This window comes from Rhodococcus sp. NPDC060084 (assembly GCF_042730335.1).
Classification (GTDB): domain Bacteria; phylum Actinomycetota; class Actinomycetes; order Mycobacteriales; family Mycobacteriaceae; genus Rhodococcus.
The window spans coordinates 1-16,100 of the sequence record NZ_JBHWWX010000060.1; the positions used below are offsets into that span (position 1 = coordinate 1).

Genomic DNA, 16,100 nt, shown 5'->3' on the forward strand with positions numbered 1-16,100 from the left:
ACGCCGACTGGGCCCTGGCCACCGAACCCGAGCGCTACGCCAAACGCCTCGCCTCGACCATGCCCGAAATGCAGCAGTTCTACGACGCCGCCTTCGCACGCCTGGAAGACGCCATCACCTACTGCGACAAATTCGACCTCGACGACCTGCCCGACGACGCACGCAGCCTCATGCACCTGATGCAATCACTGGTCATGGTGTCCTTCCCCATCGAAGTCTGGAAACAGCCCCGCGTCCCCGACAGCGGCGCCGCCTGGGCCACCATCACCAAAGAACCGGTGGTGTGAGCGCATGCTGACACTGAAGGCGGCCGGACTACTCGATGTAGACACCGGCGAGATCATCCGACCGGGCATCCTGCGCATCGACGGCGACCGGATCGTCGGTGTCGGCGGCGAACCGGAGGGCGAGGTCATCGACCTCGGAGACCAGATCCTGATGCCGGGATTGATGGACATGGAAGTCAACCTGCTGATGGGTGGCCGCGGCGAGAAGCCCGTCTACTCCACCGTGCAGGACGATCCGCCGCTGCGCATGCTCCGCGCCGTGGGTAACTCGCGTCGCACGCTGCGTGCCGGTTTCACCACCGTCCGCAACCTCGGCCTGTTCGTGAAAACGGGTGGTTACCTGCTCGACGTGGCACTGGGCAAGGCGATCGACGCCGGCTGGGTCGACGGACCGCGCATCGTGCCCGCCGGCCATGCGATCACTCCCACCGGTGGACACCTCGACCCCACCATGTTCGCCGCGTTCGCACCCGGTGTCCTCGAGCTGACGATCGAGGAGGGAATCGCCAACGGCGTCGACGAAGTCCGCAAGGCGGTCCGGTACCAGATCAAGCACGGCGCCCAGCTCATCAAGGTCTGCGTCTCCGGTGGCGTCATGTCGCACACGGGACTTCCCGGAGCACAGCACTATTCCGACGAAGAACTCCGCGCCATCGTCGACGAGGCGCACCGCCGTGGACTCAAGGTCGCGTCCCACACGCACGGCGCTGACGCCGTCCGTGCGGCCGTTGCCGCAGGTATCGACTGCATCGAGCACGGCTTCCTCATCGACGACGACGCGATCGACCAGATGGTGCAGAACGGCACGTTCCTCGTGCCGACGACGCGGCTCGCCGACGCGATGGACATCTCCCACGCCCCGGCCGATCTCCAGGCCAAGGCGGCCGAGATGTTCCCCAAGGCACGCACTTCGGTGCTTGCCGCGTACAAGGCCGGCGTGAAGATCGCGGTCGGCACCGATGCACCTGCCATACCGCACGGCAAGAACGCCGACGAACTCGTCGCACTCGTCGACCGCGGCATGCCGCCGCTGGCGGTCATCCAAGCGGCGACCATCAATGCGGCCGAACTCATCGACGTGGACGACCGCGGCCGTCTCGCCGAGGGCCTGCTCGCCGACATCATCGCCGTTCCCGGCGATCCCACCGAAGACATCACCGTCACCCAGAACGTGCGGTTCGTGATGAAAGGCGGAAAGGTCTATGTCAACAACTGACGACCTGGTCGAGATCAATCAGCTTCTCGCGCGTTACGCGGTGAACATGACCAAGGGCGACGTCGACGGTGTCGTGTCCGTCTTCACCCCCGACGGCACCTACAGTGCGTTCGGCGACGCGTTCCCCCTCGACCAGTTCCCCGAACTGGTCGCGGCGGCCCCGAAGGGCCTGTTCATGACCGGCACGGCGCTGGTGGAACTCGAGGGCGACACCGCGACGGGGACGCAGCCCCTGTGCTTCGTCGATCACGCGACCCACGACATGCGGATCGGGTACTACAACGACACCTACGTCCGCACCGAGGACGGGTGGCGGCTCCGGACCCGGGCGATGACCTTCATGCGTCGCAGTGGCGCACACGATTCGGGCATTCCGCACGCATTCGAGCGGCCCTCGGCATGAACGTGACCGAGTTCAGGGACGCAGTACGCGCCTGGCTCGACGAGAACGACCTCCGGCCCGGCCCAGATCATTCGTTCGACGCACAGGTCGAACAGCTGGGCCGGGTCCGGCGTGCGTTGTACGACGCCGGCTGGATGCGTTACGGATGGCCCGAGGCGGTCGGTGGCCTCGGCGGCGACGCGATGCTGCGGGCAGTGCTCGGCGAAGAGGTCGCAACTCGCGACCTCGCCGAGCCCGGTATCTACTCGATGATCGAAGTGCTTGCGCCCACGATGATCTCGTACGCCCGGCCGGAGCTTGCGGCCGAAATGGTTCCGAAACTGCTCCGCGGCGAGGAACAGTGGTGCCAAGGGTTCTCGGAGCCGGGCTCCGGGAGCGACCTCGCGTCGCTGTCCACACGGGCGGTACAGCGCGGCGACGAGTGGGTCGTCAACGGCCAGAAGGTGTGGACCAGTCTCGCGCAGTTCTCCTCCCGGTGTGTCCTGCTCACGCGGACCGCGCCCGGGCACGGCGGCATCACCGCGTTCTTCGTCGACATGGATACCCCCGGGATCACGGTGCGTCCGCTGCGGACCATGCACGGGGTCGACGAGTTCGCGGAGGTGTACTTCGGCGACGTCGTCGTCCCCGCCGAGCGGATGCTCGGCAACCCCGGTGACGGGTGGAAGCTCGCGATGGATCTGCTCCCGCACGAGCGGTCGACGTGCTTCTGGCATCGGATCGCGTACCTGTTCACCCGGCTGGATCGGCTGGTCCAGGAGACGGACTCGGCGTCCGACGACGAACTCGGCGCCGCGTATCTCGCGCTGCACACCGTGCGGAGCCGGTCGTACGAGACGCAGCAACGCCTCGCGTCGGGCGCACCGCTGGGTCCCGAGACCTCGGTCGACAAGGTCCTTCTCGCGACCGCGGAGCAGCAGTTGTTCGACACCGCCCGCGACCTTCTTCCCGGTGTGATCGAACTGTCGGACGGGGAGTGGCGCACCGAATTCCTGTATTCGCGCGCAGCGACCATCTACGGCGGTACCGCCGAAATCCAGCGGAACATCATCGCGCGACGGCTGCTCGGATTGGGGACCGAATGACGACGTACAAGACCGCCCGGCCGAATGCGGCGGCGCTGGATCCCGAACTGGGTCTCCTGGCTGATGCGCTGCGGAAGACCATGGAGACCACCACCGGTGCCGCGCTCGATGCGGCACTCGTGGAACTCGGCTGGCCGGAAATGCTCGCCGAGATGCCGGAAGTGGCGATACCTCTCGTATTCGGGCTACTCGGGGAGACGGGTGCGCATGCACCCGTCGTCAACGATGTCGTACTCGCCGAGGCAGGCTCCGGCATCGGTACCACCGTGCCGTTGCCCTACACCGGTAACCGGTGGATCGAGTGGTCCCGTCACGACCGGGACACCGAGGCTCTCGACGCCGAACTTCCTGTCGCCGTGGTGGAGTCCGGAAGCTCGATACCGGTGTCCGCCGGGCGACGGGCGCTCGGCTGGTGGCTGGTCGGTACGAGCCGAGCGATGCTGGACCTGGCCCGTACCCATGCACTCGACCGCACCCAGTTCGGCAAGCCCATCGCGGGTTTCCAGGCGGTGCGGCATCGGCTCGCGGAAACCTTCGTCGCCATCGAGGGCGCCGAGGCCACGCTGCATGCGGCCACCGACGACCTGGGCTCACTGCTCGCGAAAGCTGCGGCCGGCCGGGCCGCGATCCTCACCGCGCGTCATTGCCAGCAGGTCCTGGGCGGTATCGGATTCACCGCCGAGCACGACCTGCACCGGCATATCCGGCGCGCGCTCGTGCTCGACGGCATGCTCGGCAGTTCCCGGGAGCTGACCCGGGAGGCCGGTGCCATCATCCGTGCCGGTGGGTCAGCGCCCCGTCTCGTCAACCTCTGAAACACCGACCTGCATCCCGGTCCGGCGAGGGATCATGCCTTGGCCGGATCGGGATGGTTGGAGAACCACAGGCTTTCCTCGGTGAGCCGGCAACTCTTCCATCCGTCGTCGGTCCGGATGACCTCGTGGTGGTAATTCCCTCCGCAGTAGGTCAATTCACTCATGCCGGGAAGCCGCATGGGGTTGTAGAACATCGCGCGCACCCGTGCCCTGTCACCGTCGAGGTCGACCTCGATGTTGGTGACGAAGTGCTGCGTCATCGGTAACTGATCGAGCGCCTTCTGCAAGAGCGCGAGTACGTCGTCCCGCGATCCGGGCGGATATCCCACGGAGCTGTAGTCGAGATATGCGTCCTCGGTGAAGACCGAGGCCATACGCTCCCAGTCCTTCGTATCGACAGACGTGGCATAACGGTAGATCAGTTCTGCGATTTCGTGCTTGTCGCACAATTCCTGCGGCGTCATTGGGGCCTCCTCAAGTCCGGAATTCGATTCTGTCAGATGAGAACACGCTTTCCTAGGGCGGCTTTTTCGGGCATGATCGTGTCATGTCACAACTCGATTCTCTTCATGATCTGAGCGGGAAAACCGCTGTCGTCACAGGTGGTTCGCGCGGGATCGGCAGGGCCATCGCCCAGATCCTCGCCGAAGCCGGCGCCGACGTCGTCATCGCCTCCCGCAAACTGGACAACTGTGTCACCGCCGCCGAGGAAATCGCGGAGACCACGGGAAGAAAGCCCCTGCCCGTCGCCTGCCACGTCGGCCGCTGGGACGACTGTAACGACCTCGTCGACACCACTCTCGAGCATTTCGGGCGGCTCGACATCCTCATCAACAACGCCGGCATGTCCCCGTTGTACGAGGACCTCGAGTCCATCACCGAAGACCTCTACGACAAGACATTCGGGGTCAACCTGAAAGGCCCGTTCCGCCTCGCCGTTCGGGCCGGGGCGTACATGGCCGATCACGACGGTGGGTCGATCATCAATGTCGGTACCGCAGGGTCGCTGGTCGCCAGCGTGCGGGAACTGCCCTACGCGTGCGCGAAGGCCGGTCTCAACGCGCTGACCGTCGGCCTCGCAGAGGCATATGCCCCGAAGGTGCGGGTCAACGCGATCCTGCCCGGACCGTTCCGCACCGATCTGTCGAAGGCGTGGGCGCCGGCCGAGGACGAGGACGCACCGTTCGTCCCGCTGCGTCGCATGGGCCGGCCGGAGGAGATCGCCCCGCTCGCACTGCATCTCGCCAGTGACGCGTCCAGTTTCACCACCGGAGCGATCATCCGGGTGGACGGCGGCGTCACCCGCAAGGTCTGACCACGACCACGACGAAAGGGCGCCCCTCCGCATCGGAGGGGCGCCCTTCGGGCGTGCGCTCTACTTGATGTTCTGCTTCATCTCGTCGAGTTTCATCAGCACCGGCCAGCCACCGACACTGAGCGCGTTTCCGTGCCCGGTCTGGTGGATGTCGAACACCGACTGGATGGCTGCGTAGAAGCCCTGCACGTCCAGCGTCTGATTGACAGCCCGCTTCGCCTGCCGCAGACCGAACGGCGGCATCTGAGCGATCTGCTCGGCGAGTTCGCGAACCTCGGCATCGAGACGATCCCGGGGCACGACTTTGTTGACCATGCCGGTCTTCTCCGCCTCGTCCGCGGTCACCGGGCGGCCGGTGAACAGAATCTCCTTGGCCTTGCGCGGGCCGAGTTCCCAGGTGTGGCCGTGGTATTCGACACCGCCGATGCCCATCATCACGACCGGGTCGGAGAACGAAGCGTCCTCCGACGCGACGATGAGATCGCACGGCCAGCACAGCAGCAGGCCACCCGCGATACACCTGCCCTGGACGGCGGCGATGGACGGCTTGGGAATGTTCCGCCACCGCATCGAGTATTCGAGGTACCGGCGGGACTCGGTCGAATAGATCATCTCGAGCGTGATCTTGTCGGGGACGGGGCCCCCACCACGCATGTCGTGGCCCGCCGAGAAGTGCTTGCCCTCCGCTCGGAGGACGATCACCGACACCTCGGGATCGTCGCCGGCCTTCCGCCATGCTTCGTCGAGTTCGTCGAGAAGAGCAGCATTCTGGGCGTTCGCGGCGTCGGGCCGGTTGAGCGTGATCGTCGCGATCTTGTCCTCGACCTCGTACAGGATGTACATGTCGGGCTCCTCATCCACGGGGAAGGCCGAGCACCCGCTCGGCGATGATGTTCCTCTGAATTTCCGACGTGCCGCCCGCGATGGTGCCGGCGAAACTCCGGACGAAACGTTCGAACCAGCTGGACGAGAAGTTGTCGAGATTCCACGGCACGTACGCCGACGTGGTGGCGGGATGGACGAGCCCTTCCGCACCGGCGGCGTCGAGCGCGTACTCGGCACCGTTCTGCACCGCTTCGGAACCGAGCAGCTTGAGTACCGACAATGCCGGTACATCCTGGTTGCCGCGCGATTCACGCACCAGCGCAGCCGAACCGAGAAGTTTCAGTGCCTGATGGTCCATGACGAGACTGGCGAACCGGTCGCGATCGAGCACCGTCTGCGGGCGGAAATCCTCGACGAGGTCCTGCAGCCGATCCGAGAAGCTGAGCCACAGCAGCGTCCGCTCGTGGCCGAGCGAACCGTTGGCGACCTTCCAGCCGCCGTTCAGCTCTCCGATGAGGTTTTCCGCGGGCACCCGGACGTCGGTGAAGAACACCTCGTTGAAGTCCCGATCGTCGCCGTCCGCGATCGAGGGGAACGGGCGCCGCACGACACCCGGGGTGTCGGTCGGGATCAGCAGAACGCTGATGCCCTTGTGCTTCGGCGCATCCGGGTCGGTGCGCACGAACGTCAGCAGGACGTCGGCGTCGTGCGCACCGGAGGTCCATACCTTCTGTCCGTTGACGACGAAGTGGTCACCGTCGAGCACGGCACGGGTACGCAGCGAGGCGAGGTCGGATCCGGCGCCGGGTTCGCTCATACCGAGGGCCGCGGTGATCTCGGCGCGCAGGATGGGAATCGCCCAGTTCTTCTTCTGCTCTTCCGACCCGAACGACAGCAGGGACGCCGCGATGATCCCGAGGCCCTGAGGGTTGAAGCTGTGATAGATCCGCCGCTTCGACAACTCTTCGAGGTGCACGTACTGCTGCAGAATCGTCGCGTTCCGGCCACCGAATTCCGGTGGGTTGGCCGGCAGCAGCCATCCGTGGTCGAACTGGGTGCGCTGCCACCGTCGAGCCCACTCCGGTACGTCGGCACTCGAGTGGGCGCGCTCGGCGGCCTCCGACTCGTCGGGAAGGTTGTCTTCGAGGAACGCGACGAATTCGGCGCGGAACTCCTCGACATCGGAATCAAACGAAAGTTGCACGGTACTCCTCGGCGATCAGCGCCCGGTGCTCCGACGCGGACCCGAGCATGTGCTCGGCTGCGCGAGCGCGCTTGAGCGCGAACTGAAGGTCGTTCTCCCAGGTGAAGCCCATCGCACCGAACAGCTGGAGGCCACTGCGGAAGACGAGCGATTGGCATTCCCCCGCAGCCGCTTTCGCCATGGAGGCAGCCAGCCTGCGGCGGGGATCGTTCTCGGCGACGGTGAGCGCCGCGAAGTACGCCAGTGCCCGGGCACGCTGGATTGCGACGTGCATGTCGGTCGCCCGGTGCTTGACCGCCTGGAACGACCCGATCGGCACACCGAACTGCTGACGGTTGCGCACGTGGTCGAGCGCGAGGTCCAGAACGCGTTGGCACGCACCGACTGTGGACAGTGCGAGACCGGTGAGCGCGATATGGCGCGCTCCCTCGACATCGATCCCGGTCCGGGGTTCGCCCTCGACCCGCACACCGTCGAACGACAGATCCGCGACGTGGAGAACCGGATCGAAGACCGGACTGCGTCTCGCCGCAACCTTGTCGGCGTCGACGGTGAAGACGCCGGCCTCGGTCACGACGGCGAGTTGCTCGGCCCTGTCACCGTCGAGCACACGCAGCGCTGTTCCGTGGAGGACCCAGCCTGTCGAGTCGCGGTAGGCCTTCACACCCTCGTAGACCGCGGCCCCTGCACGATCGGGTCCGGTCACCCCCGCGAGCGGGGCGAACTGTGTCGTCGTCGCCAGGAACGGAGTGGGGTCGGTTGCCCGTCCGAGTTCCTCGATGACGATGGCGAGTTCGACCGCCGACTCGGGATCGGCGAGTTCGGTCCATCCCATCCCCACGTACGTCTTCCACAGGGGTGCCGGATCGGCACCGCTGTCGACCACGGCACGTACGAGAGTGGGTGGACATTCCTTCGCCGTCACTTCACGGACGGTTTTCTGCCACAACTGCTGATCGGAGTCGAACTCGAAGAGCATTCCGGCATGCCTCCTTGCCAGTGCTGCAATGCACAATTGGAGTGAGAATAACATTCTCTTATGAAGATAGTAAGAGTCTCATGTTCGCGTCCGGAGGGTACTGTTGCTACCCCGAAGTGTCCCTACCCTCCGGTACAGTGCTCCTATGTCCACCCCACGTGACGAAGCGCAGTCCCAGCGGTGACCGGCCCGAGCGAAGAGCCGGCCTGGAAGCAGCGGGCAGTCGAGCGGTCGATCCGGACCGCGAAGCTGCGCGCCGAGCAGCGCGTACAGCGTTTCCTCGACGCAGCACAGGCGATCATCACCGAAAAGGGAAGCACCGACTTCACCGTCCAGGAAGTCGTCGACCGGTCGAAGCAGTCGCTCCGCAGCTTCTACCTGCAGTTCGACGGGAAGCACGAGCTTCTGCTCGCGCTGTTCGAGGACGCGCTCGGTCGCTCGGCCGACCAGATCCGCGCCGCTGCGGCGGGTGAGGACGACCCCCTCGACCAGCTTCGCGTCGCCGTCGAATTGCTTTTCGAGTCGTCGCGCCCGGACCCGACTGCACAGCGTCCCCTGTTCACCGATTTCGCTCCTCAGCTGCTGCTCACGCATCCGGCCGAGGTCAAGGTCGCGCACGCGGCGATGCTTGCACTGTTCACCGAGCTCATGGAAAAGGTCGCGGCCGCCGGCAAGATGCGCGAGGGCGCCAACCCGAAGCGCATGGCTGCCATGACGATGCAGACCGTGATGTTCATCGCACAGTCCAGCGGTGGCGACGACACGGCGCGCGCGATCACCGCCGAAGAAGTCTGGACCTTCTGCTCCGAAGGATTCGCTGCCCGCTGACGAGAACGGTATTCTCAAAGCTGAGCAGTTCGCTTACACTCGGCGTGTGCCCGAGCTCTGGAACGATCTCCTCGCCTGCCTCGACCTACGCGCATGCCCCTCGGACGACGACCGAAACGAGGTCGCGCTCTTCGACGGTGCCAACCTGCAACTGGAGTACCACCGGTTGTTCGGGGGGCAACTTCTCGGGCAGTTCGTCCGCGCCGCGCAACTCTCCTGCCCCGAAAAGAGCATCAAATCGCTGCACGCGGTGTTCGCGCGTGAAGGTCGTGCGGACGAGCCCGTGCGATACGAGGTCACCCGGCAGCACGAAGGTCGTTCCTTCGCGACTCTGACAGCGGTCGCACGGCAGTCCCGCGGCGTTCTCGCGACCGCGTCGGTGTCCATGCACACGCACGAAGAAGGCCCCGACCTCCAGACCGCCGATGCCGTGCCCGGAGTCCTGCCGGCCGACACCCGTACCGAATACTCGCTGATCCCGTGGGAGACCCGCACGACGACGGATCTCGCAGATTCCGGCGTGTCCGCCCCGGAGTTCGAGATGTGGATGCGCACACCGGAAGTCGACTCTCTTTTCGCGCCCGCGCTCACCGCGTACGCGACCGACCTCAATCTCATCGGTACCGCTCTGCTCGGCATCGAAGGCTTCGATCACACCGGCAACGGAACGAAGTTCACCTCGGCGGTCACCTCGCACAACCTCTGGTTCCACCGCCCCTTCCGCAGCGACGAATGGCTGTTGCTGCGCCAGCACAGTCCCGTACTGACCCACGGTCGCTGCTTCGGCCGTGGCGACGTGCTCACCGAAGGCGGCAGCCTCGTCGCCTCGTACGCGCAGGAAGCTCTCGTTCGTCTTCCCGGATAGGTCTCGTTGCAACCCTTTTCGCGTGATACCCGTCGAGAACGAGGTGTGAAGTGGAAGAGTCTCCCGTGTCCGGGCCGATCGGCACCGCAGTCGCTCCGGACGGGGAGAACACCCGTCCCCTGCGGGTGGTTCAATGGGCAACCGGAAACATCGGCACACGTGCCCTCCGGGCGGTGATCGATCATCCGGCGCTCACCCTCGCGGGCGTGTACGTCCACAGCGACGACAAGGCCGGACGTGACGCCGGGGAGTTGTGCGGACGCGACACGGTGGGCGTGCGTGCCACCAGGAAGATCGACGACATCCTGGCCCTGGGTGCCGATTGCGTCCTGTACATGCCGTTGAGATTCGATCTCGACGAAGTCTGCCGGATCCTCGCGTCGGGAACGCACGTCGTCACCACACGTGGGGAGTTCCATCATCCGAGGACCATGGATCCGGCGCTGCGTGCTGCCGTCGAGGAAGCGTGCACGCTCGGCGGCACATCGATCCACAGCACCGGGAGCAGTCCGGGTTTCATCACCGAAGCCGTGCCGCTCGTCCTCGCGTCCATTCAGCGCCGTCTCGAGCACCTGGCCATCGACGAGTACGCCGACCTGTCACAACGTAATTCGCCCGGAATCCTGTTCGAAGTCATGGGTTTCGGTGGTCCGGCCGGAGACTTCGCGGACGCCCGCCTCGCCCACGTACAGTCCAACTTCGGTCCGTCCCTCTCCGCACTGGCACTGGCCGACGCACTCGGAGTTTCTCTCGACTCGGTCGAAGCGTCCGGCGAGGTGGCGGTCGCCCGGCACTCGGTGACCATCGCGGCAGGAACGATCGAAGCGGGGACCGTCGCCGCCCAGAGAATCACCGTGTCGGGCATGAAGGACGGCCGAGAACTCATGCGGTTCCGCCCCACCTGGTACTGCACCGACGATTTCGATGCGGACTGGGATCTTCATTCCACCGGGTGGCACATCTCGGTCGACGGCGACGCCCCCCCTCGACATCGAGATGCGGTTCCCGGTCCCGCTCGAGCGGATGAGCGAGGTGTCGCCGTCGTACACGGCCAACCGCGCGGTGAACGCGATTCCCGCGGTGTGTGCGGCGGCGCCCGGCATCCGGACCACCGTCGACTTGCCCCTGATCGTTCCCGAGTTCAGCTGACCGGTCCACGGGAGACGGCACCGGCGCCGAAGATCAACTGTTCGGCGGCCGCGTACGCGTCACTGCTGCCGTCCGCGACCGAATCCGCCAGGTCCCCGAGCCCCGGATGTGTGCGGAGCAGTGTGTGGGCAAGCGAGAGGATCTGGGCCCGGGCGCGCGCACTCCGTCGTTCCGGGGTGTCGGCGCGCTGGTGCGCCTCGATGGCGTCGAGCAACTCCGGGATCCCTGCTCCGGTGGAGGCGACCAGCTTGAGGATCGGTACCTTCGCCTCGGTCCGGAGATCCCGGACGGTCTGATCCGCGCCTTCCCGATCGGCCTTGTTGACCACGAGAAGGTCGGCGACTTCGAGCAATCCTGCCTTCGCGGCCTGAACGGTGTCTCCACCACCGGGATTGAGTATCACCAACGTGGGATCGGCGACCGAGGCGATCTCGATCTCCGATTGGCCGACGCCCACTGTCTCGAGCACGATCACGTCGTAGGCCAAGGCGGCGAGCAGGCGGATCGCAGCCGGCACCGCAGCCGCGAGCCCACCGAGATGCCCACGCGAGGCCACGGAACGGATGAGCACGTCACGGTCGTGGACGTGCTCGGCCATCCTGATGCGGTCACCGAGAAGGGCGCCGCCGCTGTACGGCGACGACGGGTCCACCGCCAGGACCGCGACCCGCAGCCCGCGCGCCCGGTACCCGGCGACCATCGCACCGACAGTGGTGGACTTGCCTGCCCCGGGTGGGCCGGTGACACCGACCACCCGAGTGGTGGCCGGCCCCAGAGCCTCGAGCACCTCGTTGCGACGCGGGCTCTCGACCAGACTCAGCAGCCGCCCTGCGGCGCGCGGAGATCCTCCGCGCGCCGCAGTGAGCAGATCGGCGATGTTCGCTGTGCCGGAACCACTCAAGGCGCAGGCACCTCGATGACGGTGGCCGATCCCATACCTCCGCCCGCACACATCGCCGCGACACCGATGCCGCCGCCGCGACGGCGCAACTCGTGGACGAGCGTGACCAGCATCCGGGCACCGGTTGCCGCGACGGGATGGCCGAGCGAGCAACCGCTGCCGCTCGTGTTGACCTTCTCGGGGTCCAGGTCGAGCAGCTTGATGCATGCGACGCACTGCGCGGCGAATGCTTCGTTGATCTCGAAGAGGTCGACGTCGGCGATGGACAGTCCGGCGCGGGCGAGCGCCTTCGGGATCGCTTCGACGGGTGCGAGACCGGTGATGGCCGGATCGACACCGACCGAGGCCCAAGCGCGCACGGTGCCGAGCGCCGGCAGGCCGAGGTCGCTGCTGGCGATGGCGAGTGCCGCCGCGGCGTCGTTACCGCCACTGGAGTTGCCCGCGGTGATGCCGAAGCCCTCGATCTCGGGGTGCAGCACCTTCAGCGAGGCGAGCTTCTCGAGGCTGGTGTCGCGGCGGGGATGCTCGTCGACGGAGAACAGGCCGTGCGGCGTCTCGATGGGAACGATCTCTTCCTTGAACCGTCCCTCGTCGATCGCCCGCAGTGCCATCTGATGGGACCGGAACGCCCAGGCGTCCATCTCTTCCCGGGTCACGCCTGCCTTGACCGCGGCATTCCAGCCGACGGTGATGGACATGTCGCGGTTGGGCGCGTCGGGCTGGTCGGGGTGGGTGGGCGACATCCACGGCACCCACTCGTCACCCTGCCGGACCATCGACCGCGGAGAGGTGGAGGCGGAGTTCACGCCTCCGGCGATCACGAGCTGGTCCATGCCGGCACGAATCCCTGCCGCGGCGGTCTGCACCGCGGCGAGGCCCGCCGCGCAGTGCCGGTTGTGGGACAAACCGGGTACGGAGACGAGCCCGGAGGTGAGCGCTGCATGACGCGCGATCACGCCGCCGCCGTACAGGCCTTCACCGAGGATCACGTCGTCGATGAGGCTCTTGTCGAGGTCCTCCGCGGTGGCCGACACCACGTGATGGGCGAGCTCGAATGCGGTGGTGTCACGAAGAGTGCCCTTCATGGCGGTACCGATCGGGGTACGCAGTGCAGAGACTATGACGGCTTCAGGCATGGGTGTTCTCCAGTTCGGCGAGTAGGTTGCGGCGCAAAAGTTTTCCTGTTTCGGTCTTCGGAAGCTCGTCGCGGAACACAATCGTGTCCGGTGTCTTGGACGAGCGCAGCCGGTCCTTGACCCATTGGCGGACTTCTTCGGGGTCCGCGGAGCCGACGAGTACGGCGACGAGGCGCTGACCCCATTCCGCGTCGGAGACACCGATGACGGCAGCTTCGGTGACCCCGGGATGAGCGAGCAGCACGTCCTCGATCTCGGCGGGGGCGATGTTCTCGCCGCCCCGGATGATGGTGTCGTCGGACCGGCCCTCCACGAAGAGGTAGCCGTCGCTGTCGAGGTGCCCGAGGTCGCGGGTGGAGAACCAGCCCTCACCGTCGAGGACGCTCCGGTTGCCGTATTCACCGGAGATCTGCTCCCCGCGAACGTAGATCAGGCCGCTGTGACCCGGTTCCACCCGCTCTCCGTCTTCGGTGCGGATCTCGATCTCGATGCCGGGCAGCGGACGTCCGACGGAGCCGAGCCGTTCGCGGGCTGCGGGATCGTCGGAAGCGAAGGCCACCCGGTGGTCGTCGGGGCCGAGCACCGCGATCGACGACGCGGTCTCGGTGAGCCCGTAGGCATTGACGAATCCCGTGTGCGGGAACACCCGCAACGCATGTTCGAGGACCGGACGCGGCGTCCGGGACCCGCCGTAGGCAAGGCTGGCGAGCGAGGGCGTGGCCGCCTCGTCGTCGCCGAGTTCGGCGACGATGCGCGCGAGCATGGTCGGCACGAGCATGGCGTGGGTGACCTGCTCGCGACGGACGGTGTCGAGCCACACCTTCGGGTCGAAGGCGGCGAGGTACACCACCCTGCGACCCGTGTAGAAGTTCGACAGGAGGTTGGTCAGTCCCGCGATGTGGTACGGCGGGACCGACACGAGCGACGCGTCGGTCTCGGCGGCCGAGGCGAACTCCATCGTGTTGAGAACGTATGCCAGCAGATGGCGGTGCCGCAGGATTGCGGGCTTCGGATCCGATGTCGTGCCACTCGTGTAGATGATGGCCGCGACCGCGTCACCGTCCCACTGACCTTCCAGGTCGGACGTGTCGACCTCGCCGAGCGCGTCGTCGGTGAGCGCGTCCAGGTCGGCCTCGTCGAGGACGAGTGCCCCCGGGTGCCGATCCTTCAGTGCGGTGAGTTGCTGCACCCCGAGCCGATAGTTGAGGGGGACGAACGGCACACCGGCCAGAGCCGCGCCGAAGAGGGCGACGGGGTACGCGAGATGGTTTGCTCCCGAATACAGGACCGCCGGATGATTCCGGAAGCCGACGGCAGCGCGGCGTGCCAGAGTGTCGAGGCGCGCGGCCGTCAGCGTGCGATCGCCGACGGTCGCCACCGCCCGATCGCCGTTGCTTGCGGCCATTTCTAGAATCATGCTTAGGTTCATGAGAACATTATTCTCACAGGTGCAGAGCCGCAGTTGCAAGAAGGGAAATCGAGATGCAGGTAGAAGGTAGCTCCGCGATCGTCGTCGGCGGTACGGGTGGGCTCGGTCAGGCCACCGTTCGTCGTCTCCACGCAGCCGGCGCCAAGGTCGTCATCGCCGACGTCAACGACGAAAAAGGCAAAGAACTCGAGCAGGAACTGGGAGTTCGTTACGTCAGCACCGATGCCGGTGACGAGGATTCGGTCTCGGCCGCAATCGCAGAGGCCCAGTCGCTGGCACCGCTCCGCATCTCGGTGGACTGCCACGGCGGACCCGCCGGCGGTGGCCGTCTCGTCGGCAAGGACGGCAGCGCGATGCCGCTCGAGGCCTTCACGAAGACGATCCAGTCGTACCTGACCTCGACCTTCAACGTCATGCGTCTCGCCGCCGCTGCGATCGCCCAGCAGGATCCGTTCGACGAGGAAGGCAGCCGCGGCGTCATCATCAACACCGCGTCGATCGCCGGATACGAAGGCCAGATCGGCCAGCTTCCCTACGCAGCAGCCAAGGGCGGGGTCATCGGCATGACCCTCGTCGCCGCGCGTGACCTTTCTCCGCTGGGGATCCGGGTGAACACCATCGCGCCCGGAACCATCCTCACTCCGGCGTACGGCAAGGCCGGCGATCAGCTCGAGGCGTACTGGGGCCCGCAGGTGCCGCACCCCAAGCGCATGGGACGTCCGAACGAATACGCGACGCTGGTCGCATCGATCGTCGAGAACGACTACCTCAACGGTGAGGTCATCCGTCTCGACGGCGCCCTGAGGTTCCCGCCGAAGTGAGCCGGCTCGACGGGAAGGTCGCATTCGTCGCCGGCGCGAGCCGGGGGATCGGCGCGGCGATCGCCGTGGCACTCGCCGACGCAGGCGCCACGGTCGCGGTTGGCGCACGGTCGGAACGAGAAGGCAAGCTCCCGGGCACGATCCACTCGGTCGCCGAACGGATCACACACGCCGGCGGACGTGCGATTCCCGTTCCGTGCGATGTCACCGACGAACAGTCGGTCGACGAGGCGATCACCGCGACCGTCGAGACATTCGGCGGGCTCGACATCCTCGTCGCGAACGCCGGCGTGCTGTGGATGGGGCCGATCGAATCGACGCCCGCGAAGCGGTGGCAATTGTGCCTGGACGTCAACCTCACGGGCGTGTTCACGGTGACGAAGGCGGCGATCCCGCACCTGCGCGCCCGCGGGGGAGGATCCATGATCGCGGTGACAACGAACGGCGTCACCATGACCGATCGCGGTGCCAACGCATACTGGGTGTCGAAGGCAGGTGTCGAACGCCTCTACACCGGCCTCGCGGCCGACCTGAAGGCAGACAATATCGCGGTCAACTGCCTGGCACCGTCGCGCGTCGTCCTCACCGAAGGATGGACAGCCGGCGGTGGCGGACGGACGATCCCGCCGGAAATGGTGGAGCCACCCGAGACGATGGGCGCTGCCGCAGTCCTTCTGGCAGCGCAGGACTCGACGGGTATCTCGGGCACGATTTCCCAGTCCGAAGTGCTGATCCCGCAACGCCGGTAACTCTCGCAACGACAGCGGTCCGGCCACCGGTGCCGGCTCCGTAGCACCACCGATCCACCACGACGAAGGTCCCGGTCATCCACAGGATGACCG

Annotated in this window: 18 protein-coding genes; 11 read left to right on the forward strand and 7 right to left on the reverse strand. The window is 66.3% G+C overall.

Annotated features, from left to right (window positions below):
- The 5 genes from ACFWBU_RS20265 to ACFWBU_RS20285 form a co-directional block, all read left to right on the forward strand.
- Positions 1–287: hypothetical protein (locus tag ACFWBU_RS20265; RefSeq protein ID WP_378529076.1), on the forward strand; the 287-nt coding region annotated here is incomplete at its 5' end.
- 4 nt (positions 288–291) lie between these two features.
- Positions 292–1,503 (forward strand): amidohydrolase family protein, encoded by a 1,212-nt coding sequence (locus ACFWBU_RS20270; RefSeq protein ID WP_169622015.1) that lies wholly within the window; start codon positions 292–294, stop codon positions 1,501–1,503.
- Positions 1,490–1,906 (forward strand): nuclear transport factor 2 family protein, encoded by a 417-nt coding sequence (locus ACFWBU_RS20275; protein WP_169622014.1) that lies wholly within the window; start codon positions 1,490–1,492, stop codon positions 1,904–1,906. Before ACFWBU_RS20270 ends, ACFWBU_RS20275 begins: the two co-directional genes overlap by 14 nt.
- Entirely contained in the window at positions 1,903–2,991 is a 1,089-nt protein-coding gene (locus ACFWBU_RS20280) for an acyl-CoA dehydrogenase family protein (protein ID WP_378529077.1), read from the forward strand. The genes ACFWBU_RS20275 and ACFWBU_RS20280 overlap by 4 nt, the downstream gene beginning before the upstream one ends.
- Positions 2,988–3,806, forward strand: a complete 819-nt coding sequence (locus ACFWBU_RS20285; RefSeq protein WP_169651550.1) for an acyl-CoA dehydrogenase family protein — start codon at positions 2,988–2,990, stop codon at positions 3,804–3,806. Before ACFWBU_RS20280 ends, ACFWBU_RS20285 begins: the two co-directional genes overlap by 4 nt.
- 32 nt (positions 3,807–3,838) lie before the next feature.
- Here the strand turns inward: ACFWBU_RS20285 and ACFWBU_RS20290 are convergent, their stop codons facing one another.
- Positions 3,839–4,270, reverse strand: a complete 432-nt coding sequence (locus ACFWBU_RS20290) for a nuclear transport factor 2 family protein (RefSeq protein WP_169622011.1) — start codon at positions 4,268–4,270, stop codon at positions 3,839–3,841.
- Positions 4,271–4,353: 83 nt separating this feature from the next.
- Here ACFWBU_RS20290 and ACFWBU_RS20295 point away from each other — a divergent pair, with 83 nt between their 5' ends.
- A complete protein-coding gene (locus ACFWBU_RS20295) occupies positions 4,354–5,121 on the forward strand; it encodes an SDR family NAD(P)-dependent oxidoreductase (protein WP_169622010.1) in 768 nt (255 codons plus the stop codon).
- A gap of 60 nt (positions 5,122–5,181) precedes the next feature.
- Here the strand turns inward: ACFWBU_RS20295 and ACFWBU_RS20300 are convergent, their stop codons facing one another.
- The 3 genes from ACFWBU_RS20300 to ACFWBU_RS20310 are packed head-to-tail and all read right to left on the reverse strand — an operon-like array spanning position 5,182 to position 8,129.
- A complete protein-coding gene (locus ACFWBU_RS20300) occupies positions 5,182–5,964 on the reverse strand; it encodes an enoyl-CoA hydratase (RefSeq protein WP_169622009.1) in 783 nt (260 codons plus the stop codon).
- A 10-nt stretch (positions 5,965–5,974) separates the two neighbouring features.
- Positions 5,975–7,150: an acyl-CoA dehydrogenase family protein gene (locus ACFWBU_RS20305; protein ID WP_169651552.1), complete on the reverse strand. Its 1,176-nt coding sequence runs from the start codon at positions 7,148–7,150 to the stop codon at positions 5,975–5,977.
- Entirely contained in the window at positions 7,134–8,129 is a 996-nt protein-coding gene (locus ACFWBU_RS20310) for an acyl-CoA dehydrogenase family protein (protein WP_169622007.1), read from the reverse strand. The genes ACFWBU_RS20305 and ACFWBU_RS20310 overlap by 17 nt, the downstream gene beginning before the upstream one ends.
- Positions 8,130–8,309: 180 nt before the next feature.
- Between ACFWBU_RS20310 and ACFWBU_RS20315 the strand changes: the two genes are divergently transcribed.
- From ACFWBU_RS20315 to ACFWBU_RS20325, 3 genes are all read left to right on the forward strand, one after another.
- Positions 8,310–8,957 (forward strand): TetR/AcrR family transcriptional regulator, encoded by a 648-nt coding sequence (locus ACFWBU_RS20315; protein WP_378529079.1) that lies wholly within the window; start codon positions 8,310–8,312, stop codon positions 8,955–8,957.
- A 46-nt stretch (positions 8,958–9,003) separates the two neighbouring features.
- Positions 9,004–9,822 (forward strand): acyl-CoA thioesterase, encoded by an 819-nt coding sequence (locus ACFWBU_RS20320; protein ID WP_378529080.1) that lies wholly within the window; start codon positions 9,004–9,006, stop codon positions 9,820–9,822.
- 1,023 nt (positions 9,823–10,845) lie between these two features.
- The gene (locus ACFWBU_RS20325) at positions 10,846–10,971 is read left to right on the forward strand and encodes a hypothetical protein (RefSeq protein ID WP_378529081.1); all 126 of its coding nucleotides are present in this window, start codon (positions 10,846–10,848) and stop codon (positions 10,969–10,971) included.
- Here the strand turns inward: ACFWBU_RS20325 and meaB are convergent.
- The 3 genes from meaB to ACFWBU_RS20340 are packed head-to-tail and all read right to left on the reverse strand — an operon-like array spanning position 10,964 to position 14,437.
- A complete protein-coding gene (meaB, locus tag ACFWBU_RS20330) occupies positions 10,964–11,872 on the reverse strand; it encodes a methylmalonyl Co-A mutase-associated GTPase MeaB (RefSeq protein WP_378529082.1) in 909 nt (302 codons plus the stop codon). The genes ACFWBU_RS20325 and meaB overlap by 8 nt on opposite strands.
- Positions 11,869–13,008 carry a thiolase family protein gene (locus ACFWBU_RS20335; RefSeq protein WP_169622004.1) on the reverse strand — a complete coding sequence of 380 codons (1,140 nt, stop codon included), beginning with the start codon at positions 13,006–13,008 and terminating at the stop codon, positions 11,869–11,871. The genes meaB and ACFWBU_RS20335 overlap by 4 nt, the downstream gene beginning before the upstream one ends.
- The gene (locus ACFWBU_RS20340; RefSeq protein WP_378529083.1) at positions 13,001–14,437 is read right to left on the reverse strand and encodes a class I adenylate-forming enzyme family protein; all 1,437 of its coding nucleotides are present in this window, start codon (positions 14,435–14,437) and stop codon (positions 13,001–13,003) included. Before ACFWBU_RS20340 ends, ACFWBU_RS20335 begins: the two co-directional genes overlap by 8 nt.
- 53 nt (positions 14,438–14,490) lie before the next feature.
- On the opposite strand from ACFWBU_RS20340, the gene ACFWBU_RS20345 reads away from it, so the two are divergent.
- A complete protein-coding gene (locus ACFWBU_RS20345; protein WP_169622002.1) occupies positions 14,491–15,258 on the forward strand; it encodes an SDR family NAD(P)-dependent oxidoreductase in 768 nt (255 codons plus the stop codon).
- Entirely contained in the window at positions 15,255–16,007 is a 753-nt protein-coding gene (locus tag ACFWBU_RS20350; protein WP_378529084.1) for an SDR family NAD(P)-dependent oxidoreductase, read from the forward strand. The genes ACFWBU_RS20345 and ACFWBU_RS20350 overlap by 4 nt, the downstream gene beginning before the upstream one ends.
- Positions 16,008–16,100 lie beyond the last annotated feature (93 nt).

Bases quoted from the DNA above. Each gene is read 5' to 3' on its own strand.
- ACFWBU_RS20335 (WP_169622004.1), bottom strand. From the start codon at position 13,008: ATGCCTGAAGCCGTCATAGTCTCTGCACTGCGTACCCCGATCGGTACC.
- ACFWBU_RS20340 (WP_378529083.1), bottom strand. From the start codon at position 14,437: ATGAACCTAAGCATGATTCTAGAAATGGCCGCAAGCAACGGCGATCGG.
- ACFWBU_RS20325 (WP_378529081.1), top strand. From the start codon at position 10,846: ATGAGCGAGGTGTCGCCGTCGTACACGGCCAACCGCGCGGTGAACGCG.
- ACFWBU_RS20275 (WP_169622014.1), top strand. From the start codon at position 1,490: ATGTCAACAACTGACGACCTGGTCGAGATCAATCAGCTTCTCGCGCGT.
- ACFWBU_RS20290 (WP_169622011.1), bottom strand. From the start codon at position 4,270: ATGACGCCGCAGGAATTGTGCGACAAGCACGAAATCGCAGAACTGATC.
- ACFWBU_RS20270 (WP_169622015.1), top strand. From the start codon at position 292: ATGCTGACACTGAAGGCGGCCGGACTACTCGATGTAGACACCGGCGAG.
- ACFWBU_RS20310 (WP_169622007.1), bottom strand. From the start codon at position 8,129: ATGCTCTTCGAGTTCGACTCCGATCAGCAGTTGTGGCAGAAAACCGTC.
- ACFWBU_RS20285 (WP_169651550.1), top strand. From the start codon at position 2,988: ATGACGACGTACAAGACCGCCCGGCCGAATGCGGCGGCGCTGGATCCC.
- ACFWBU_RS20280 (WP_378529077.1), top strand. From the start codon at position 1,903: ATGAACGTGACCGAGTTCAGGGACGCAGTACGCGCCTGGCTCGACGAG.
- ACFWBU_RS20300 (WP_169622009.1), bottom strand. From the start codon at position 5,964: ATGTACATCCTGTACGAGGTCGAGGACAAGATCGCGACGATCACGCTC.
- ACFWBU_RS20345 (WP_169622002.1), top strand. From the start codon at position 14,491: ATGCAGGTAGAAGGTAGCTCCGCGATCGTCGTCGGCGGTACGGGTGGG.
- ACFWBU_RS20295 (WP_169622010.1), top strand. From the start codon at position 4,354: ATGTCACAACTCGATTCTCTTCATGATCTGAGCGGGAAAACCGCTGTC.